The organism is Psychromonas sp. (assembly GCF_041586535.1).
GTDB lineage: Bacteria > Pseudomonadota > Gammaproteobacteria > Enterobacterales > Psychromonadaceae > Psychromonas.
The window spans coordinates 46876-69162 of record NZ_JBFGZY010000002.1; the positions used below are offsets into that span (position 1 = coordinate 46876).

Consider the following 22287-nt stretch of genomic DNA (forward strand, 5'->3'; position numbering starts at 1 on the left):
GCAACAGAACAAAAAAGGTGATTAGTTTAGCTTGTTAAAATCAACTCTAACTGCGTTCTGAGTTTTGCAGTGAGAATAACTATCTCCTGCAGCTCCCGCCTTGTTAGTGTTAATTTTTACTGTGCAGCACTTGATCACTTCATTAATTCTTTTGCTATTATATCGATGCTATAAAAATATCTTTTTAGTGTAAAAATTTGAACCGCTTTAGTTGGTCATACAGTGCGTATTGACAGAATGTTATCAATGAAGTTGGTATTATAAAAATTGGTGTAAGTTTTTAAGAGAAGAAAAGTTATGTTAGATAAAATGCGCGAAGGCGCACAAGGTGCGACAGCTAAAATAATTATAGTTGTTATCATCCTATCGTTTGCCCTTGCAGGTATCAGCAGTTATTTAGGTGGTAATAGTACACCTGTTGCGGTAATCGTTAATGGTGAGGAAATAAGTACAGATGCTGTTGAACAAGCTTATCAAAATGAACGCTCTCGTTTACAGCAACAGTATGGTGAGCAGTTTGACCTGCTTGCATCAACACCTAACTTCAACCAGCAGATTAGACAGCAGGCAAGACAAACGGTTATCTCAGAGCGTTTAATCACCCAGGCGATAAACGAGATGGGGCTGCGTATTGGTGATGAACAAGTTAAACAAGAAATTCGTCAAATGCCTGAGTTTGCAGTTGATGGAAAGTTCAACAACGAGCAATACTTGTCATTATTAAGAAGGGCGGGTTACACACCGTCACAATTCAGTGAAAGCTTAAAACAGGATTTAGCCCGTCGTCAATTGCTAACCATGGTTATCGGCAGTGAATTTAGCTTGCCGATGGAGGTCGAGCAGGTCAATCAGTTACAGGCACAACAACGTGTCGCTAACGTGCTGACTGTTAAAGTAAGTGATTTTGCCAATAATGACCCAATCGACGAGCAAGAAATAGCAACCTATTACGATAACAACAGCCCGTTATTCCAAACTGATGAAAAAGTCAGTGTGGATTATGTGTTGTTAGATGGAGAGTCACTAAATGAACAGGTGACGGTATCTGCAGAAGAGATAGAAAACTATTACGATATTCATCAGTCAGATTACCAGCGCATTGAACGCCGTAAAGTGGCCCATATTCTACTGCAGGGTGATGGCAATGCAGCCAAAGAAAAAGCGTTGGCTATTTTATCTGAACTTGAAAATGGTGCGGATTTTGAACAACTAGCTGCTGAAAAATCTGAAGATACCTATTCAGCGCAAAACAATGGTGAATTGGACTGGTTTGAACGTGGGGTGATGGATCCGGCTTTTGATGATACCGCATTTGAACTGACCCGGGAGGCCCCGCTATCGGGTGTTGTTAAATCACAATTCGGCTACCACATTATCAAGTTAATCGATATTCAGGAAAGTAAAACATTACCTTTATCTGAGGTACGCCAGCAAGTTAAGATCGCGTTAACAGACGAAAAAATGAATGAGCTTTATTACGAATTGCAGCAGCGATTGAGTGAAGTTGCATTTGAAATGCCGGATAATTTGGATGAAGCGGCAAATGTTATTGGTGGTGAGGTTCAGCACACGGCGCTTTTTTCAGCGGCAGAGGCACCTGAGACTCTTGCGGATAATGCGATTTTAAAAATTGTCTTCGATCAGGCATTCCGTGACGATGGGCTGAACTCCGATGTGATTGAACTGTCGGAAAATAAAGCCATTGTGGTACGCGTAAATCAATACCAGGCCGCGGCGCTAAGACCCCTTTCAGAGGTTTCTGAAGAGATAACTGAGCAGCTTCAGGCAGAAAAAACGCGTAAAAATGCGCAAGATTTTGTCAAAACGCTAGTGGCGAAGTTAAAAGCGAAAGAGTCGATTGATACGTTGTTAGCTGAGAAAAGTATGGCATTCAGCGAAGACTTAATCTTTACCCGTGATAACAATGAGCTTGATTATAGAGTGATGCAGTCAGTTTTCAAACTGGCAAAACCCGTTGCACAGCAACCGACTTATGACTGGGTGGAAAATACGCAAGGTGATTTTGCACTGATAGCTCTTAATGCCGTCAATGAACTTGATCCTGCAAATGCTAAGGCTGAAAATAAGCTGCAGATTGAACAGACCTTAGAAAGGCTATCTTCAGAATCTACCTATCAGGCATTATTGATGCAGTTAATGGCGAAAGCTGAGATTAGCTATCCTGCTGAATAAAAAATTATATATTTAGCCAATAAAAAAGGGCGACTATCACTAGTCGCCCTTTTTGTTTACTGCTTAAAAGCAGGTAGAGGCGGCAGATTATTTATCGGCACGGCCCATAAATTTATGCTCAGCTGTATTTACTTTAATTCTATCGCCCGTAGAGATATGTTCCGGTACCTGTACCGTTAAGCCGGTAGAGAGTGTTGCAGGTTTAGTACGTGCAGTTGCCGAGCCACCTTTGATTGACGGCGCAGTTTCTATTATCTCAAGTTCAACACTCGAAGGCAGCTCCAGTGCAACAGGCGCACCGTCTACCAAAACAACTTGAACACCTTGTGTATTTTCATCAATAAATAACATCTCTTCAGAGATACTGTCTTTATGCAGGTTAAACAAGGTGAAATCTTCGTTGTCCATGAATACCATCTCGTCACCATCAAGATAAGAAAACATCACATTGCGACGGATTAAATCGGCTAATGTAAGCATATCGCTATCTTTGAATGTTTCATCAATCTTTGAGCCGGAAACGACATCGTACATGCGCATACGGTATAAACTACCACCGGCGCGTCCCTGTGGAACAGAGCGTTCAATGTCTCTAATAATATAAACACTGTTGTTATATTCGATTGCGGTATTTTTTTTAACTTCACTTGCCTTTGGCATGGGTAAATCCTTATTTAGGGTTTTAAAGGTACTTTAAATAAAAAAATCCAATATTAAATGCAACGGGCAGGTTTGGGTAATCCTGCAATTTTGGTTGCTTGTTTGGCTGGCCCTTTGGGAAAGAGGCGATATAAATAACGGCTGCTGATTTTCTCTTTACCGTATTTTTTTTCCATTGCTTTAACCAGTGCGCGGATCGCCGGAGAGGTGTTGTACTCAAGATAAAAGTCACGTACAAAAAAAACTACCTGCCAGTGCTCATCAGTCATCTCCACTGATTCTAACTGCGCAATATATTCCGCTAACTGCCGGGTCCATAAGGTTGAATCAAGTAAATAACCTTGTGGGTCTGTTGGGTACTCTTGCCCGTTGAACAACAAAACTTTAATCCTTTGATAGCTAATCTGATAAAAAACGGAGTTTACCTGTTGTCATAGCCGTTGTATATCCTCGTTGTTAAACGTTATGCATAATGTTTAGTGCTGATTTGCAGGGTTAACATTAATCTGCTGTAAAATCAGCTGGATATCCGCTGCCGGTATATGCAGTACAGCTTATTTGTGCTGATTTGCAGGGTTAATATTAATCTGTTGTAAAATCAGCTGGATATCTATGGCGGTGGATGCAATTAAGCGTAACTGCTCCACAATCAATAAGATTTCACCGCTAAAATCGTATTCCATATTTTCCAGCTCTTCCATGGCGTTGATAAGCTCCTGTTTATCAACCAGCTGCGGCTGATATGCCAGAAAAATTTGCCGGCTGGTTTTTTCGATTAAATTTTGCACTTCAATATTATTTTCAAAACCATCAATTTTATGGCGGTGGGAGGCCAACGCCGCAATATAAGAAACTAAGGCATCACAGCGATTGACCAATGCGTAAATTTCCTGATGTAACTGTTGTTTAGAACGGGGCTCAAACAACATATTTTGCCATGCAGTCGCTAACAGCGCGTCGCTCTGGAATGTCTGAAAGCGTGTCATGCGATAATTCAGATTTTCACTTCTGCCGTACTGGTACTGATCACTTACCTGTTTAAAATAGCGGCCGCTTAAAATTAATAATTGGTTGACCAGTGCCGGAAAACGCAGGAACTGCCAGTCGGGGAATATAAAGGTTATTACCAGTGCGCTTAATAAACAGCCTATTAAGGTCTCTCCTATGCGGTAGGGCAGAATCTCCATCCCGGTACCGTTTAGAAGATTGAATATGAACATCACGAACAGGGTAAGGAATACCACGGCTAAGCCGTAGTTTGTGCGTAGATAGGTAAAAAATAGGCAAGCTGTTAATACCGTAAAGATGACTTGGGCAATATTGCCATCGACAAACATAATGATCGGGTAACCTAATAAAATGCCGAATAATGTCCCTAAACTACGTAATACCAGGCGTTTTCGTGTTTCGCTGAAACTCGGCTGACAAACAAAAAAAACGGTCTGTAAAATCCAGAATCCGTGGGTTAGTTGTAAGGTTTGCTGGAAGATGTACGCGACAAATAAACCGATACTGATCCTTGCAGCATGTTTAAAAGTCGGGTTGGTTGGGGTAATTGCCGCAAGCAGTAGTTTGTAAGCCGGTTCAGTGGGGGGCGTTAGCGCTTCGATAGCAACCACGGGTGGTTGATTTTCATTGTTTTGTTCAGCCGGGATAAGACTCAGCAGTAAGAGATCAATGCCATTGAGGTTTTCATAAATCCCCTCTAATCCCTGCAATGCTTTTTTATTATTAATAAACTGAGGCTTTTGTTTGAGCAGGTACAATTGATCTGCCAGGGCGTTAATGGTCCATTTTGTGCGGCGACTGTGCAAATAAGGTTTTTTATCAGTGATTGCAGAGCCAATTTGATAATACTCTTCACTTAATTGTAATAACAGCTGGTGGAAACCTTCCAATATTTGACTTTCTTTAAAAGATTTTTCTAATTGACTGTACAAATACTGGCTGGCGCTGATGCGTTCGTGAATCTGCTCAGCGACAAAATAATAATAATTAAGCTGATCCAGTTTTGGTTGTTTTTTGTTGAATTGAAAACGTGATTGAATGATTCGTTTACATTGATCTAAACGTGCGGTGATAGCAATGTTGCGAATGGCAAGCTGCTGGCGTACAGCAAATATTCCCGCTTTGCTTGTGCCTTCTTTTTCGTTGAATAAAGCCGATTTTTGTTCCTGATAACGGCTCAGAGAGAAGTATAACTGCGCCAGTTGCTCTCTCAATGAGCGGTAGGGACTATAATAATTCCAAACCAGGGAAAACAGGCCATACCATAATGCCCCCAGAGTTAATAGAATAGGCTGTTCATACCAGTCGATACCCTCCTGATAACCTATCATGGTATAAATTGCGATTAAGATACTGCCAAATCCAATTCTATTATAATGGTTGCCTAACGCACTGAGCATCATAAAAGCAAAACTTGACAGCAATAAACCGATCGCAAAAGCGACGGGGTAAGGCATTAACAACTCCACGCTGGAGGCTGCGATAATAAAGCAGAAAACGATAGTGAAAATAAATTTTCGTCTGTTACGGTTATTATCGTCTGTTTCAACAATACCGCAGGCCATCACACCAAGGCAAAGAGTGATGGAAACATGAAAACTGTCCTGATCAAAAAAAGGCAGGAGATTAAACGTAATGGCCGGAATAAATGTCATGCTCATGGCAATCAATACACGTAATCCTGAATGTACGTTTGAGTCTGAAATCAGTTTACGTAACAAGCTGTTATAATTGAATGTTGAATTTGATATTGGCATAAATGTCTAATAATAAATAAGGCGACGGGAAAGAGGATCTTAACCAGAAGAGTTACAATAGCAAAGAGATTATATTAAATAAAAATTCCTTAGGTAAAGTGATCATGATTCATGTGACATCATGGCATTGTTTTGCGACAATACACCGATATTACATTTTATAGGTAGAGAATTTTCATGACGGCACAAATCATAGATGGTAAAGCGCTTGCAGCCACAATCACAAACAAAGTCGCAGAGGGAGTTGCTGCGCGAATCGCTCAAGGTTTGCGTGCTCCGGGCCTCGCCGTGGTTCTGGTGGGGGGGGATCCTGCTTCACAAATATACGTGGGCAGCAAGCGCCGTACTTGTGAACAGGTGGGGATTCACTCGAAAGCCTTTGATTTACCTGAAACAACCACGCAGGATGAATTATTAGCGCTGGTTGATAAGCTTAATGAAGATCCGACCATTGATGGGATTCTGGTGCAGTTTCCATTACCTGACGGTCTTGATGAAACGACTGTGATTGAACGTATCAGAACGGATAAAGACGTTGATGGTTTTCACCCTTATAATGTCGGTCGCTTAGCTCAGCGTATTCCCCTGCTGCGTGCCTGCACCCCCCGCGGCATGATCAGTATGTTGGAATATACCGGCGAGAAGCTTCACGGTAAACATGCCGTTGTCATTGGGGCATCTAATATTGTAGGCCGTCCTATGACATTAGAATTATTATTAGCGGGTTGTACAACAACGACCTGCCATCGTTTCACTACAGATTTAGAAAGCCATGTTAAACAGGCGGATATCCTAGTCGTAGCACGAGGTAAGGCAAACTTTATTCCGGGTGAGTGGATTAAAAAAGGTGCAATTGTCTTAGATGTTGGTATTAACCGTCTGCAAGATGGCACTATTACGGGTGACGTGGAGTTTGCTGCAGCTAAAGAGCGTGCAGCGTGGATCTCTCCTGTACCCGGCGGCGTGGGGCCGATGACGGTTGCGACACTGATCGAAAATACCTTGTTTGCCTGTAATGAATTCCATACAAAATAACAGATATTGAAAATGGAAGCCTGTTTGCCTCTCGCTGGCGGCAGGCTCTTCAGATAACTTTATCCGGATGCTGAGTTTTGTTTTTGGGGGATGGCAGAAGGGCTGGCGATTGAAAGTGCTGTTTTATTATGACAATGGAGAGAGTAAGTCTCCATTGCGGATATTTTCAGTGGTCGTGGGACTACTGGCGATAGCTCTGTAAAAAACGGCCTATTTTGGTGATTGCTGTTTTCAGTTCGTCAACGCGCGGCAGACAGACAATGCGGAAATGATCCGGCGAATGCCAGTTAAAGCCGGTTCCCTGTACGATTAATATCTTTTCTTCTGTCAATAAGTCCAGTGCAAAACGCTGATCATCTTTAATATTAAATTTCTTTTGATCCAGCTTGGGGAAAAGGTATAAAGCGCCTTTAGGTTTAGTACAACTTAACCCTGGAATTTCATTGATTAACTGCCACGCGCTTTGGGTTTGATCGTATAAACGCCCACCCGGTACAATCAGCTCGTTAATACTTTGATATCCGCCCAAAGCGGTTTGAATTGCGTGCTGCATAGGCACATTGGCGCATAAACGCATACTTGCGAGAATTTCCAGGCCACTAATATAATCACGTGCTTTTTTCTTGGCGCCGCTGATCATCATCCAACCGACACGGAACCCGCAGACACGATAGGATTTGGAAAGTCCATCGAAGGTAATAATTAAAATATCGTCCGCCAGAGTTGCCAGTGGGATGTGCACGGCATCATCGTAGATAATCTTTGAATAGATTTCGTCAGAAAAGACAATTAAATTATGCGCACGGGCGAGCTCGACAATCTGCTCTAATAACTCTTTGCTGTAAACAGCACCGGTAGGGTTATTCGGATTGATAATAACAATACCTTTGGTTTTTGAAGTGATTTTGGATTTAATATCTTCGATATCAGGGAACCAGTCAGATTGCTCATCGCAAATGTAATGTACCGCTTTACCGCCGGATAAATTTGCCGCAGCTGTCCATAGCGGGTAATCCGGTGCAGGAACCAGTAGCTCATCACCATTATTTAACAATCCCTGCATGGCCATCACGATTAATTCGCTAACGCCATTACCGATATAAATATCGTCAGTGTCCAGAGACAATAAACCTTTTGCCTGATAGTGCTGCATAACTGCTTTGCGGGCTGAAAAAAGACCTTTACTATCACAATAGCCCTGACTTTGAGGGAGGTTTTTAATCACATCCATCAATACTTCTTCGGGAGCATCAAAACCAAATTGAGCCGGGTTGCCAATATTAAGTTTTAAAATACGTTTCCCTTCATCCTCCAGTTTATGCGCTTGTTTAAGGACGGGCCCACGAATGTCATAACAGACATTATCTAACTTATTGGACTTTTCAATGGTATACATGGGCACCTCTTAATGCGCAAATTTTAGTAAATGAAGGCAAATAATTATTAACTGACAAAAGTACCTGATATTAAAGAAACTGTGAAGTAAATAAAAGATCCAATACGTAATTCCTGCTGTTATTATTAATTTTATTCAAGTATTGTTCTAGGGCCTGTTTATTTTTCGTTGCCGTTCCTGCTGGAGGCTATTTTTTGCTCTGGCAAGGCGGAAAATTTAATTAATAGCCATCTATAGTTAACATTTGACAACGCAGTCAGATTGAAAAATAGCCCCAGCCCTTCGGGTAGTGTCGAAAAATCACTCACTCTGTGTTGCTCAAAGTTCATTTAGAATAACTAAACCACACTTTTCGCGTCTTGATTGAGTGATTTTTCGGCGACTACAGGTTAGGCTACGAAAGATTAACAGGCCCTAATAATCGTAATTTTTTTAAATGGGCTTTCGCTGTGATTGAAATCAAACACTTAAAAACCCTGGCTACATTGAACTCGACAGGGAGCCTGGTCGAGGCCGCACGGCAGTTACACCTTACTCAATCTGCATTATCTCATCAGCTAAAAGAGCTGGAAGGGCGGCTTAACTGCTCTTTATTTATCCGTAAATCCAGACCGCTGCGTTTCACTGTTTCAGGTTTGCGTTTATTGGAACTGGCTGAGCAGGTATTGCCGCAAATGGACAACGCAGAAAGAGATATTTCACGTTTTTGTTCGGGAGATGCCGGACGTCTGCACATGGCCATCGAGTGTCACTCCTGTTTTCAATGGTTGATGCCCGCTATTGATAAATTTCGTGATAGCTGGCCTGAAGTTGAGTTGGATTTTTCCAGTGGTTTTAGTTTTCTGCCTTTACCCGCATTAAAACGTGGAAATTTAGATCTGGTTGTAACTTCAGATCCGCAACCTATTGAGGGTATTGTTTATATCCCCCTTTTCAGCTATCAGTCTCTGCTGGCTTTAAGCCGTCATCATCGTCTGGCGCATAAAGTCTATATTGACGCGGAAGATCTCAGCCAGGAAACCTTAATTACCTACCCGGTTGAGAAAGAGCGTTTGGATATTTTTAACCGGTTTTTAATACCGGAGGGAGTATCACCGGCCAGAATCCGCCATGCGGATCTGACCTTAATGATCCTGCAGTTAGTGGCAAGCGGAAGAGGGGTTGCAGGTTTACCCAACTGGGCTTTATTTGAGTATCTGCAAAAAGATTATGTGGTAGCACGGCGCTTAGGTAAAGAGGGCGTGTGGAATACCTTGTATGCCGCTGTGCGTGAAGAGCAACAATCAATGGCTTATTTACAGGATTTTATTAAAACAGCAATAGACTGCTGTTTTAAAGAGTTAAAAGGGATTAAAGTGGCCAGTTCTGAAGTATTTTTGTTTGAAAAATAAAAAGCCTGGCAAGTTAATTTACAAGTTGAATCAATACACCGCAGATTATAAGTCGGTATAGGTATAATGGAGAGTATAAATGGGATGTTGCGATACACCGGGGTTAATGCCCCTGAAACAAGCTTTGGATAAAATGCAGAGCGCATTAGAGAATGTTTGCCAGGCGGTTTCTCTGCCATTATCGCAGGCACTGGGTTATGCATTGGCCGAAGATATTAAATCCCCTTTAAATGTACCGCCCTTTAATAATTCGGCAATGGACGGTTATGCGCTTAATCGTGCGGATTTAATTAACTGTTCTCCGGATAATCCTATCACCCTGAAGCAAGTGGGCAAGTCCTTTGCCGGTGCGCCTTATCAGGGGCAATTACAAAGTGGAGAGTGTATCCGGATAATGACCGGTGCGGTGATGCCGGATTGTGCAGATACCGTGGTGATGCAGGAGCAGACAACGGCTAAAGAAGGTCTAATTAGCTTTACCCAATGCCCTAAACCGGGCGCTAATGTTCGTTTAGCAGGAGAAGATCTTCAACTTGGTCAAAAGGTGCTGGGTAAAGGACATAAATTAACTCCACGTGATATCCCTTTAATTGCCTCGTTGGGTCTAGCGAATATTCAGGTGTTCAGAAAATTAAAAGTCGCGGTTATCTCATCGGGTGATGAGCTTAAAAGTTTGGGTGAAACACTTTCACCGGGCGATATTTATGACAGTAACCGTTACAGCATTATTGCACTGTTATCCCGCATGAATGTTGAGGTGATTGATTTTGGTATTGTTAAAGACGATAAAAATAAAATACGCGAAGCATTCATAGCTGCTGATCAGCAGGCTGATGTAGTGATTAGCAGTGGTGGTGTGTCAGTGGGTGAAGCGGACTTTATCAAGGATATTTTATCTGAATTAGGCACGATCGGATTTTGGAAACTAGCCATTAAACCCGGTAAACCCTTTGCTTTTGGAAAACTGTCAAACAGTGTGTTTTTCGGCTTGCCAGGTAATCCGGTTTCCGCTATGGTGACCCTTTACCAGCTTGCAGTACCCGCGATGGCAACCCTAAGCGGTTTAAATCCTCAGCCTGTAATGCGTTTAAACGCGATTGCAACAGAAAAACTTAAAAAAGGCCCCGGTCGAACCGATTTTCAACGTGCGACCTATTCAGTTAATGAAAACGGGCAGTTAGTTGTGCAGTCAACTGGCAGCCAGGGGTCAGGTGTTTTTAGTTCAATGAGTCAATCAAATTGTTTTATTGTACTGGAGCAGGATCGCGGTAATGTTGAAGCGGGTGAAATCGTCACTATTGAGCCTTATAATGCCTTGATGGACTAAATGGCAATACCATTAGATGTTAATGAAATGGTTATAACAATAATACCAATTCGATCAATTATCTGATCACTTATGTTTGTTAAAATGAATACCGGCCAGATGTAAATAATGTTTTAGCCTCTGTAATTGATTGTGTCATTAATACACTCAGTTACCGCAGTTTATACCTTGTTTTGAGCCCTTTTTCCATGCCTGAGTCGATCATTTAAAGAATGGAATGGGTAGATAAAATACAACTAACTTTTAAGCACAAGAAAGTGCGATATGGAAACTTCAATGATTAATACCGATGATATACATATTAAAGCAATAAAAGAGCTTTTACCGCCAATTGCATTATTAGAAAAATTTCCGACTACGCCGGCAATCAGCAAAACAGTTGCTAATTCGCGCGAAGCAATCCATAAGATTTTATCGGATCAGGATGATCGTGTTCTTGTTATTATTGGACCTTGTTCGATTCATGATACAAAAGCGGCTCTTGAATACGCCAAACGATTGGCACCACTGCGCGAGAAATATAAAGATTCATTAGAGATTGTAATGCGTGTTTATTTTGAAAAACCGCGTACAACCGTCGGCTGGAAAGGTCTGATTAATGATCCGGAATTAAACGGTACTTTTAACATTAATAAAGGTTTACGTACAGGCCGTAAATTATTATTAGATATTAACAAGATGGGCTTGCCTGCTGCGACCGAATTCTTAGATATGATCACCCCGCAATATGTTGCTGACTTAATGAGTTGGGGCGCAATCGGCGCTCGTACAACTGAATCGCAGGTTCACCGTGAATTAGCTTCGGGTCTTTCTTGCCCGGTTGGCTTTAAAAATGGCACTGACGGCACCATCAAAGTGGCAGTTGACGCGATTGGTGCTGCTAATGCCTCGCATCATTTCCTGTCAGTTAATAAATTCGGTCACAGTGCGATTGTTGAAACTGAGGGTAACCCTGATTGCCATATCATTTTACGTGGTGGCAAAAAGCCAAATTACAGTGCTAAAGATGTTGCCGGCATTACAGCTGATTTGAAAAAATCCGGTTTAGCACAGAAAATCATGATCGATTTCAGCCATGCAAATTCAGAGAAAAAATTTGAAAATCAGATGAAAGTCTGTACCAATGTTTGTGAGCAGATTGCTTCAGGCGATAAAGCTATTGCCGGTGTGATGGTTGAAAGTCACCTGGTTGAAGGTCGTCAGGACTTAAAAGACGGCGTCTGTGAAACATACGGTCAGAGTATCACCGACGCCTGTATCGGTTGGGATGATACGGAAACATTATTGGCACAACTTGCCGATGCAGTAATTGCCCGTCGCGGCTAAAGTGAATTAATCCACCGGAAAGCAAATTTCAGGTGGATTAAATCAACATTTGTACTTCCGTCAAAGAGGAGTTATTGAACACGGGGCGAATAATATATACAGCACGTTATTGAGACCGTCACCGAAAACTCCCGCTTTTTTATAGTACTCCGTGCTACACCAATTATGTTCGATTGGGTTATTCATAAGCACGAGCGAATTTTTCACGTGCCTTATCTGCATCAAACGTTAGTATTATAGAGCTCTTTACTTCATTTATATGATTATTCCACGCGATTAATTCAGATATCCGTCAACCGTCCTTCGAGATCTTCCATAGACGCAAAAATCCCCTTTTTACTTTCTGTTATTTTCGCGCTCTCCTTCCCTATGGCACTCCAGATAAACTTAAGATCTATCTCCCTGGCACAGATATTGATTACAGTTGAAAGATAATGTTTCTATCGAAGGTGGACGGATTTTGGGCGGTCCAAAAAAATTGCGGGCATGAGATATTTTATGATTTAGGTCAGTTTGATCACGCCGGCGTTCTGTATGATGCCGGATTCTTTTTTATTAAAAGCAAGTTATAGCAAAGTGATTGATTAAAATAACTTAAAATTTGAAATTCGCTTCGTAATTTGCGCTGCTACAAAGAAAAAACTGGCCTGAGCTTTATTATGATCACAGATATGCTGTTTTCCTTTGAAAGGAAAACGGTTTATTTCTGTTGCTGTAAGCTGCACGGATGGTGAGGAATAGCAAAAGCAACTAAGGTCTCAAATAAAGTCCCCCTTGGGCGTTTATTTTAGCCCTTTAAGGGCGTAATCAAATAATCCTCTGGCTTTGCCGGAGGGAAGTTTATTTTCAAAAGGTAGGATTATTATGTCAAAGATAAAGGATGACTCGAAACAAACAACCCGCGCGGACGAGTGGAAAACATTCCTGTTTATCACCGTCTGCTTATTCCCAATTCTTAGCGTTATGCTGGTTGGCGGTTATGGCTTTATCGTCTGGTTTTTGCAGATGTTTATGATGGGACCTCCAGGTCACGGTTAAACCTTTTCCCTCCTTATCTTTTTCTAATATTCTATTTTTAAGGTCTCATTATGATGAAATTATTAAAATGCTTTTGGCAGATTGTCAGTAAGCCAAGTGTACATTTAAGTTTTGGGCTGCTCTCTATGGGCGGGTTCCTGGCAGGCATTATTTTCTGGGGGGGCTTTAACACTGCACTGGAAGCCACCAATACCGAAGAGTTTTGTATCGGCTGCCATGAAATGTCTGACAATGTTTATGTAGAGCTGCAGGAAACGGTGCACTGGAAAAACCACTCAGGCGTCCGCGCTACCTGTCCGGATTGCCATGTTCCGCATAACTGGACTGATAAAATCGCTCGTAAAATGCAGGCATCAAAAGAAGTTTGGGGTGCAGTATTCGGCACTATTGATACGCGTGAAAAATTTCTGGCAAAACGTGGTGAACTGGCACAGCATGAATGGGATCGTTTCAGCGCCAATAATTCATTAGAGTGTAAAAATTGCCATAACTACCAAAGCATGGACTTCTCTTTAATGAGTGAACGTGCGCAGGTGCAGATGAAAATGGCAGCAGAACGCGATCAAAGCTGCATCGACTGCCATAAAGGGATTGCCCACAAGCTCCCGGAAGATATGCACTCAGGTACAGGCACACTGGCAAAACTGGAAGAGATGGCTACATCAGGTTATAAACAGGGGCAAAGTTATTACAGCGTGCGCCAGTTGCCGCTATTTACGGATCAAACTTTAACAACAGAAGCCGGGCAATTAAATGCGGCGACCAAAGTAACCATTCTGGCCGTCGAAGAAGATGCCATTCAGGTGGAAATTAATGCATGGCGCAAGACCAAAGGTTTTGGGCGGATAATGTTTGAAGATTTTGCAATGAATATTAATGATGGCTTCTTAACCAAAGATGTCGCACTCAGCGGCGAATATATGGATGGCGGTGAATCTAAAGTTGATACATTAACCGGACTGCCCTGGCAGGAAGTCAGTGTAAAATTATGGATGCGCAATGCTTCATTAACTGAATCCCGCGATACTTTATGGACCTTTGCTAAAACGACTTACGATCAGAGCTGCAGCGTGTGTCATAGCCAGCCAGCTGAAAACCATTTTGATACAAATACGTGGCCGGGCATGTTTAACGGTATGTTATCTTTCGTTAATTTAGACGGTGATACACAAGCGTTAGTGCTTAAATATCTACAAAAACATTCATCTGATTTTTCAGACGAAGCGCATTAATTAGGAGGTCACAATGTCAATTTCAAGACGTCATTTTTTAAAAGGTCTGTTGGCCACCAGTACGGCAGCTTTAGTCGGTCCGGGATTACTTCAGGCTGCCCATGCGGCATCTTCTGAAACTGCGGGGCAGTGGAAAGTAACAGGCTCTCATTGGGGCGCCTTTCGAGCACGTGTTTATGCCGGTAAAGTACAGGAAATAAAACCCTTTGAAGCCGATAAATATCCTACCGATATGCTTAAGGGTATAAAAGGGATTCTCTACAGCCCGTCACGTATCCGTTATCCGATGGTGCGTTATGACTGGTATTTAAATCGCGAGAAGAGCGATACTACTCAGCGTGGAGACAACCGTTTTATCCGTGTTACATGGGATGAAGCAATTACCTTTTTTCATGATGAATTAGAGCGTATGCAGACCCAGTACGGTCCATGGGCAATTCATGCCGGCACTACCGGATGGCGTTCAACGGGTCAGGTACACTCCTGCGGCAATCATATGGCGCGCGCAATCGCGATGCATGGCCACACGGTAACTAAAGTAGGCGACTATTCAACCGGCGCCGGGCAGACCATTCTGCCCTACGTTTTAGGGTCAACCGAAGTGTACGCACAGGGAACCTCCTGGCCGCTGATCCTTGAAAACAGCAAAACTATCATTCTCTGGGCAACGGATTTAGTTAAAAACCTGCAGGTCGGCTGGAGCTGTGAAACCCACGAGTCTTTTGAATATCTTGAACAGCTGAAAGAAAAAATAGCTAGAAAAGAGATCCGTGTAATCAGTGTGGATCCGGTTAAAAGTAAAACCCAAAACTACTTAAATTCAGAGCAGCAGTACATCAATCCGCAAACCGATGTGACGTTTATGCTGGCGATTGCGCACACCCTGTACAAAGAGAATTTATATGATAAAAAATTCATTGATACCTATGCATTAGGTTTTTCTGAATTTGTCTCTTATTTGCTCGGCACAACGAAAGATAAAGTTGAAAAGACACCAGAGTGGGCAGAACAGATCTGCGGCATAAAAGCGGATGACATTCGTGAATTTGCCCGTATGTTAGTTAAAGAGCGTACCCAAATCATGGTCGGCTGGAGTATTCAGCGTCAGCAGCATGGTGAGCAGCCCTATTGGATGGCGGCAGTACTGGCGACTATGTTAGGGCAGATAGGTTTACCCGGCGGCGGTGTGAGCTACGCGCATCACTACAGTTCGATAGGTGTTTCTTCAACGGGGGCAGCCGGTCCGGCGGCATTCCCGCGTAATCCGGACAGACCGGATAAACGTATTCACAAAAACAACGACTACAAAGGTTACAGCAGCACGATTCCTGTTGCCCGCTGGGTCGATGGGATTTTAGAGCCGGGTAAAAAGATTCAGGCAAACGGGGCAACCATTACCCTGCCGGATCTTAAGATGATGGTTTTCTCGGGCTGCAACCCCTGGCACCACCACCAGGATCGTAACAAAATGAAAAAAGCTTTCCAGAAACTGGAAACCGTTGTGGCGGTTGATTTTACCTGGACCGCCACCTGCCGTTTCTCAGATATCGTTCTGCCGGCCTGTACTCAGTGGGAGCGTAATGATATCGATCGTTACGGTTCATACAGCGGGCGTGGTATTATTGCCATGCATAAACTGGTTGATCCATTATTCCAGTCCAAAACCGACTTTGAAATTTTTACCCTATTGGCAGGTAAATTTGGTCAGGAAGAAGACTACACCCAGGGTAAAAATGAGATGCAGTGGGTCAAAGAGCTTTATGACAACTGTGCAGAAGCGAATAAAGCCAAATTTCCTATGCCTGATTTTGAGACCTTCTGGAAGGAAGGCTTTGTTGATTTCGGTAAAGGTAAAGACTGGACTCGTCATGCAGCCTTCCGTGAGGATCCGGAAATCAACTCATTAGGTACGCCATCTGGTTTTATCGAGATATTCAGCCGTAAAATAGACCGTTACGGATATAAAGAGTGCCAGGGGCATCCAATGTGGTTTGAGAAAGTAGAGCGCTCGCACGGCGGTCCCGGCTCGGATAAACACCCTATCTGGTTACAGTCCTGCCATCCGGACAAGCGTCTGCATTCGCAGATGTGTGATTCTGAAGAGTTCCGTGCTACCTATGCCGTTCAGGGGCGGGAACCGATTTACCTTAATCAGCAGGATGCAAATGCCCGGGGGATCAAAGATGGGGATCTGGTCAGAGTATTTAATGAACGTGGCCAGTTATTAGCTGGTGCTGTTATCTCAGATAATTTCCCTCCGGGTGTTGCCCGCATCGAAGAAGGGGCATGGTACGGACCGGTTGATGAGAAGATCGGGGCGTTAGATACCTACGGCGATCCAAATACGCTGACCATGGATTTGGCAACATCTGAGCTGTCACAGGCGACCAGTGCAAATACCTGTCAGGTTCAATATGAGAAATTTGTTGGTAAGGCACCTGCAGTAACCGCATTTGGCGGTCCTACTGAAATGAGCTGAACATAACAAAAATTGCGGATGGAATATTTTTTCTGAAACCATAGGTGAATATTTCATCTGCTCAACCTAACTAAGTGAATTGAAGAATGACTGAAAAATCGGTATCTGAGATAAATGAAACACGTGCGAGCCTCTACTGGTGGTTCGCCACGCTACTTACTAAGGAGCTGGATAAAGAGCAGCTGGCTTTGTATTTTTGCGGTGAAGGGGTAACGCTATTAGATCAACTTGAACAGGAGCCTAAATTCACCGCGCCTGTTAAAAAAGTAAAATCGGCACTAACCGCCATTTTAGCTATGAATAAACCGGAACTGGAGTTAGCTGCTGACTTTAGTCAGGTTTTTTTAACTGATACAAAAGCAGGGGCACCGCCTTATGCTTCAGTTTATCTGTCTGAATCCGGGCAGCTGTTTGAGCAGCCACATCAGGATATGCTGGTGCTGCTTAGGGCACAAGGCTTAGTTGTTGATCCTGAATTTAAAGAGCCTGCGGACCATATCGCTATCCAGCTTGATTATTTAGGTAATCTGATTATTCAAGACGGCAAGAGTATCAGTAAAGCACAAATCGAGTTTATCAATACTCATCTTCTTTCTTGGCTGGACATGTTTGTGCAAGCAATCGCTAAGGTCAAGAACTCAGGTTTTTATCAGGGTATTTGTCAGCTGTTACAGGCTTATATCAAGCAGGATATCGCAGCAATAAAAGCATGATTTATATCCCCATGATACTTTAAGATACAAAGTATTTTGCAAGTAACATGGGTATAACACTTAATATGAAGCATAAAAACAGGCCTATTATGATTTTAGGCTGCACCAGTGATGCAGGTAAATCGCTAATCGTTACCGCAATTTGCCGTTTACTGGCTAATCGCGGTGTCAAGGTCGCTCCCTTTAAAGCACAAAACATGAGTAATAATGCCGCCATTACTGAAGATGGTTTAGAGATGGGGCGGGCACAATACCTGCAGGCATTGGCTGCAAAAGCTACGCCTGATGTATTAATGAATCCGGTTTTATTAAAACCCAGTGCAGACACTTTCAGCCAGGTGATTGTAAACGGGGTGGTCAATAATGAAGTTAGTCAGCTGCCCTGGATGGAACGTAAATCCCTGCTCTGGCAGGAGGTGCAGTCTGCACTGCATAAACTGCAGAATAAATATGATCAAATAATTATTGAAGGCGCCGGCAGCCCTGCGGAAATTAACTTAAGAGCCGGTGATATCGTCAATATGTCTGTTGCACTTGAGTGTCAGGCGGATGTCTACCTGGTTTCTGATATCGACCGCGGTGGATCTTTTGCGCATCTGTTAGGCACCTGGGCGTGTTTAGCACCTGAAGAGCAAAAGTTAATTAAAGGTTTTGTGCTCAATAAGTTTCGTGGTGATCCGCTTTTATTGGGTAATGCGATGGACTGGCTGGAGGAGAAAACCGGTATTCCGACGGTGGCCAATATACCCTATTATCGTCATCACCTGCCAGAAGAGGACAGTTTCAGGCTGGGCAGTCAATGGCAACGCGGTAAAATCAATATCGCTCTGATCTATTATCCTTATGCTTCTAATCTGGATGAATTTGATCCGTTGCTCTACCAGGATGATGTTAATCTGGTGCCCGTTCATCAAAACCGGGATCTTATGGACTTTGATGCGCTTATTTTACCGGGCAGTAAAAACAGTGGTGCCAGTTTGGACTTTTTGAACAAAACCGGCCTGGATAAACAGATTGAGCAGTTCCAGACGAGCGGGAAATTGATTTTAGGAATTTGCGGCGGCTTACAAATTCTCGGCAGGACTATTTTAGATCCTTTTAATATTGAAAGTGGCGATAAGCAAGGGTTAGGTTTGATCGATCTGCAAACTGAAATTTGCGCCGTTAAATCCACGAAACAGACAACGATTAACTGGATGGGATCCGCCCTTAAAGGTTATGAAATACATCATGGTAAAACAACTGCCGCAACACGGCTTGAGCCTTTTCTTGCACCTGATATCGGCTGGCAGAAAGATAACCTTTATAGCAGTTATGTGCATGGTCTGTTTGAAAATAAATCTTTTTATGACTGGTTTATGAAAAAAGTTGGCGGATTGGAAAGCGGTCTCGAGTGGGCAACACACCTTGATAATGAACTGGATAAATTAGCAGCCATGTTTGCTACGCACGGCTGGTTATAGACATCTCTTTATATCACTGGGCATATCCATCTGAACAACGCCAATAGCCTGTGCTATGGGGCAGTCTTCAACCCGCATTGTGTTATGGAATCTAGAGGCTTGGTATAACCCTTGTCTCTGAGCAGGGCCAGATTCTAAATTCTAATGTTGTTCTTCCTGTGCTGCAAACCATTGTCCTGGCATGGAGGATCATAGGCGCCCCGTTAACAGAGATATGAGTGATGTCAAAAGAGATGTTAGGTATGACTGTCTTTCTTGCCGGAAAAAGAGTGCGTGGGAAAATAGGAATTTACGCGTATAATGGCGGTTATGAGGACAAAACGGGCGTTAGCTGTGTTCGATTGTTATACCAATTCCGTTAATTAGATGATCTATTTAGGCGTAGGAAAAATGGATGAAAGCAAGGCATTTATTGCAGTAACTAGTTGTTCTAATTACACAAAATCGTATGGAACGATTTTGAACAGCTTTAGCTGGCCACGAAGTGGTGAATAGCAGGATGTTATAAATCAAATCAATAACAAAGACTAAAACGTAGTTTTATGTCTAGCTAGCATTCTCTTTAACAAGCATGAATGAATAGATAATTATCGGATTTGGTATTAGTTGTCTTTTTGCGCTTTATTGACTTTAGCTATTAAGTTCTTTGTAACTAACTGCTAACAAGTTAATCAACAAGGACAAAATACAGCTGGCTATCTCGCTCCGCTGGCATTTTAGCCAACCAAATTTTGCCTGTTATTAAGACGTTGAGGTTGTAGAATAACTGGTTTTTTACAAATTTACGAAAATTTTTGATTTTTAACTTATTGTTTTAATAGTTAATTATATTTTAAAAGAGGCTATTTTTTCTTGAAATGGAAAAATTCTACCGCCTCGTTAGCAATCATAGGGAAATATTGAGATGTATGGTCTATTACTCACTTTACATATTTTGGCTGCCACTATCTGGACTGGTGGGCATATAGTTCTTTCAGTTGTGGTGCTGCCACGTGTACTTAAAGAGCGATCTCCTCAGCGTTTATTGGAATTTGAATCCGTCTACGAAAAAATTGGAATGCCAGCTTTAATTATTCAGGTTGTAACTGGCTTGATGCTAGCCTACAGGATGCTACCTGATATAAGTTTATGGTTTGATATGTCCATTCCATTGGCCCATGGAATTGCAGCTAAATTAACTTTACTATTCCTAACTTTTGCTTTTGCTTTGGATGCAAGGTTTCGTGTTGTCCCTAAGCTATCAGCGTCAAATTTGAATGATATGGCGCTCCATATTATACCAGTAACAGTATTTTCAATTCTGTTCGTATTGGTAGGAGTGTCGTTTAGAGTAGGATGGTTGGTCTGAATGCTAATAAGCTATTAAAGCAGGGCAAAAAACAGTTTGCTGTTTTCGTTCCTCAAACATTTTAGCAAACTATTTTTAGCCTCTTAATGTGGCGTTGTGCAAAAGATCAAATTTCGTTCGTCTGGTAGTTTATACCAAAGGAATTAATGAAGTGATCAAGCATTGCGCAGGAAAAATAAACACTAACAAGGCGTGAGTTGCAGGAGATAGTTGTTCTCACTTCAAAACTCACAACGCAGTTAGAGATAATTTTAACCAGCAAGAGTGGTCACTTTTTTATTTCCTTTGGTATTAATGATAAAGATAGGGGAAAGACGCCATGAAGTATCCTCAGCTAACAATCATTATTGCCTTTTTGGTTTTTACGAGCTTGAGCATGTTTGGCGCGAAGGCCGATAGCCACAGCGATAGTGACTTAGGTTTATTTAGCGGACTCGGTAAAGTTATCATCGTAAGGCATGCAATTGCGCCAGGGATGGGAGACCCTGATAATTTCAACATTGGCGACTGTTCTACTCAGCGAAACCTAGATGCCAGCGGCCGGGAGCAAGCCCTCTCTATGGGGGAATGGCTGCGCTCGCAGGGAGTTGAGCGTGCACGGGTTTACTCAAGTCAGTGGTGCCGTTGCAAAGACACTGCCGAATTGATGAAATTTGGTCCGGTCAAAGAACTGCCAGCCCTAAATTCATTCTTCCAGCGCCGGGAGGAAAAGGATTCGAACATGCGCTCTTTGAGACACTTCCTGTCTGAGCAGACTTTGGACGGGTCTCTGATTATTCTTGTGACCCACCAGGTTACCATCACCGCTTTAACCGGGGTATATCCCGGTTCTGGAACGGGTGTTATGTTGCTTCTTGACGGAGAGGGTGGTTTTGATATCGGGCCGTTAGTTCTATTTGAGTGACTTCGAAGTTCGGACTTGATCCTACTCCATATGGAACCCATTCGATAAGATGGACAAAAGCATTTTTATTTATTAATGCATTTAAATAATTTTTTATAAAGGAAACCCTGTACATAATCAGCACCAAGCTTTTTTGCAAAGCAAAGATCATTTTCTGTTTCAATCCCCTCTAAAATAACTTTTTTACCTGTGTCATGTGCATAATGAATAACCGAATTTACCATCGCCATAAAATTTTTATTCGAATTATTAGCAATCACATACTTATCTAACTTAATATAATCAACTAGTTGTAGAACAGAAGTAGATAACATTGATTGAGGGTTGAAAAGATCATCGATTGCCGTATTAATATTGTTTTTGGTAAGATCATCAATCATAGCCAAACTCATCATTGCGTCACTGAGCTGTGAGTTTTCGATTAATTCAACAACGATATTAGCCTTTGAATAATCTTTAAATAATGTAACAAAAGGATTGTCAACTTTGAGAGGGCCCAATGCTGAATAGGAATCCTGATCAAGGTTTACAAAAATATCAGTATTGTCGGGGGCGCAAGATAATTGTAACTTTTTCTGTTCATACTCAACTTGAAACAAACTAAGTGGATTATCGTGAAGCGTGGAAAAAACAAGATCCGGTCTGAGGAAATTATTATTCTTATCTAAGAAACGAGATAAACATTCATAGGCGAATATTTCGCTATCTTTAACTGAAATAATAGGTTGATATTCTACGCCATAACGTTGTTTCGCTATTAATTCCAGTAACTCAGGGGGGCGTAGATGTCCGTGACAACTCATTTGTATTCCATTATTTAAATTCAAAGCGTTAGATGTTAAGTGATAATCATTATCATGTAAATATAAGGTTGAAAATTTATCCATTTAGATGAAAAACACCGTCATTCATGGCGGTGATGAAAATCATTGATGCGAAGGATTAACGTTACTTAGGTCTATTTTGTTGCTCGATATAAGTCGTCAGGGCATCTAGCGCAGCACCGCCACATGATCC

The 22287-nt window shown here is 42.2% G+C and carries 18 protein-coding genes; 13 read left to right on the forward strand and 5 right to left on the reverse strand.

Going from position 1 to position 22287, the window contains the following annotated elements:
• The first annotated feature begins 297 nt into the window (after positions 1 to 297).
• Positions 298 to 2193, forward strand: coding sequence for a SurA N-terminal domain-containing protein (locus ABZA00_RS00620; RefSeq protein ID WP_372880203.1), 1896 nt, complete (start codon positions 298 to 300; stop codon positions 2191 to 2193).
• An 87-nt stretch (positions 2194 to 2280) separates the two neighbouring features.
• On the opposite strand, the gene yeiP is transcribed toward ABZA00_RS00620, so the two are convergent.
• The 3 genes from yeiP to yccS form a co-directional block, all read right to left on the reverse strand.
• Positions 2281 to 2853: an elongation factor P-like protein YeiP gene (gene yeiP / locus ABZA00_RS00625; RefSeq protein WP_372880204.1), complete on the reverse strand. Its 573-nt coding sequence runs from the start codon at positions 2851 to 2853 to the stop codon at positions 2281 to 2283.
• A 53-nt stretch (positions 2854 to 2906) separates the two neighbouring features.
• Positions 2907 to 3233, reverse strand: a complete 327-nt coding sequence (locus tag ABZA00_RS00630) for a TusE/DsrC/DsvC family sulfur relay protein (RefSeq protein WP_372880205.1) — start codon at positions 3231 to 3233, stop codon at positions 2907 to 2909.
• A gap of 174 nt (positions 3234 to 3407) precedes the next feature.
• The gene (yccS, locus tag ABZA00_RS00635) at positions 3408 to 5618 is read right to left on the reverse strand and encodes a YccS family putative transporter (protein ID WP_372880206.1); all 2211 of its coding nucleotides are present in this window, start codon (positions 5616 to 5618) and stop codon (positions 3408 to 3410) included.
• 177 nt (positions 5619 to 5795) lie between these two features.
• On the opposite strand from yccS, the gene folD reads away from it, so the two are divergent.
• Positions 5796 to 6653 (forward strand): bifunctional methylenetetrahydrofolate dehydrogenase/methenyltetrahydrofolate cyclohydrolase FolD, encoded by an 858-nt coding sequence (gene folD / locus ABZA00_RS00640; protein ID WP_372880207.1) that lies wholly within the window; start codon positions 5796 to 5798, stop codon positions 6651 to 6653.
• Positions 6654 to 6834: 181 nt separating this feature from the next.
• Here the strand turns inward: folD and ABZA00_RS00645 are convergent, their stop codons facing one another.
• On the reverse strand, positions 6835 to 8049 hold the full coding sequence (locus ABZA00_RS00645; RefSeq protein WP_372880208.1) for a pyridoxal phosphate-dependent aminotransferase: 1215 nt from the start codon (positions 8047 to 8049) through the stop codon (positions 6835 to 6837).
• Positions 8050 to 8498: 449 nt separating this feature from the next.
• On the opposite strand from ABZA00_RS00645, the gene ABZA00_RS00650 reads away from it, so the two are divergent.
• The 11 genes from ABZA00_RS00650 (at position 8499) to ABZA00_RS00700 (ending at position 21270) form a co-directional block, all read left to right on the forward strand.
• Positions 8499 to 9440, forward strand: coding sequence for a LysR family transcriptional regulator (locus ABZA00_RS00650; RefSeq protein WP_372880209.1), 942 nt, complete (start codon positions 8499 to 8501; stop codon positions 9438 to 9440).
• Between the two features lie 79 nt (positions 9441 to 9519).
• On the forward strand, positions 9520 to 10767 hold the full coding sequence (gene moeA, locus ABZA00_RS00655) for a molybdopterin molybdotransferase MoeA (RefSeq protein ID WP_372880210.1): 1248 nt from the start codon (positions 9520 to 9522) through the stop codon (positions 10765 to 10767).
• 276 nt (positions 10768 to 11043) lie between these two features.
• Positions 11044 to 12093 carry a 3-deoxy-7-phosphoheptulonate synthase AroG gene (aroG, locus tag ABZA00_RS00660; protein ID WP_372880211.1) on the forward strand — a complete coding sequence of 350 codons (1050 nt, stop codon included), beginning with the start codon at positions 11044 to 11046 and terminating at the stop codon, positions 12091 to 12093.
• A gap of 864 nt (positions 12094 to 12957) precedes the next feature.
• Entirely contained in the window at positions 12958 to 13131 is a 174-nt protein-coding gene (gene torE / locus ABZA00_RS00665) for a trimethylamine N-oxide reductase system protein TorE (RefSeq protein WP_372880212.1), read from the forward strand.
• A 50-nt stretch (positions 13132 to 13181) separates the two neighbouring features.
• Complete coding sequence (gene torC / locus ABZA00_RS00670; protein WP_372880213.1) at positions 13182 to 14363, forward strand: pentaheme c-type cytochrome TorC; 1182 nt, start codon at positions 13182 to 13184, stop codon at positions 14361 to 14363.
• A 13-nt stretch (positions 14364 to 14376) separates the two neighbouring features.
• Positions 14377 to 16842 carry a trimethylamine-N-oxide reductase TorA gene (gene torA / locus ABZA00_RS00675; protein ID WP_372880214.1) on the forward strand — a complete coding sequence of 822 codons (2466 nt, stop codon included), beginning with the start codon at positions 14377 to 14379 and terminating at the stop codon, positions 16840 to 16842.
• An 86-nt stretch (positions 16843 to 16928) separates the two neighbouring features.
• Complete coding sequence (gene torD, locus ABZA00_RS00680; RefSeq protein ID WP_372880215.1) at positions 16929 to 17555, forward strand: molecular chaperone TorD; 627 nt, start codon at positions 16929 to 16931, stop codon at positions 17553 to 17555.
• A 65-nt stretch (positions 17556 to 17620) separates the two neighbouring features.
• On the forward strand, positions 17621 to 19018 hold the full coding sequence (locus ABZA00_RS00685; protein WP_372880216.1) for a cobyric acid synthase: 1398 nt from the start codon (positions 17621 to 17623) through the stop codon (positions 19016 to 19018).
• Between the two features lie 366 nt (positions 19019 to 19384).
• A complete protein-coding gene (locus ABZA00_RS00690; protein WP_372880217.1) occupies positions 19385 to 19513 on the forward strand; it encodes a hypothetical protein in 129 nt (42 codons plus the stop codon).
• A gap of 409 nt (positions 19514 to 19922) precedes the next feature.
• Positions 19923 to 20366 (forward strand): CopD family protein, encoded by a 444-nt coding sequence (locus ABZA00_RS00695; protein ID WP_372880218.1) that lies wholly within the window; start codon positions 19923 to 19925, stop codon positions 20364 to 20366.
• Between the two features lie 319 nt (positions 20367 to 20685).
• Entirely contained in the window at positions 20686 to 21270 is a 585-nt protein-coding gene (locus ABZA00_RS00700) for a histidine phosphatase family protein (RefSeq protein WP_372880219.1), read from the forward strand.
• A gap of 65 nt (positions 21271 to 21335) precedes the next feature.
• Here the strand turns inward: ABZA00_RS00700 and ABZA00_RS00705 are convergent, their stop codons facing one another.
• Positions 21336 to 22157 (reverse strand): EAL domain-containing protein, encoded by an 822-nt coding sequence (locus ABZA00_RS00705; RefSeq protein ID WP_372880220.1) that lies wholly within the window; start codon positions 22155 to 22157, stop codon positions 21336 to 21338.
• Positions 22158 to 22287: the final 130 nt, after the last annotated feature.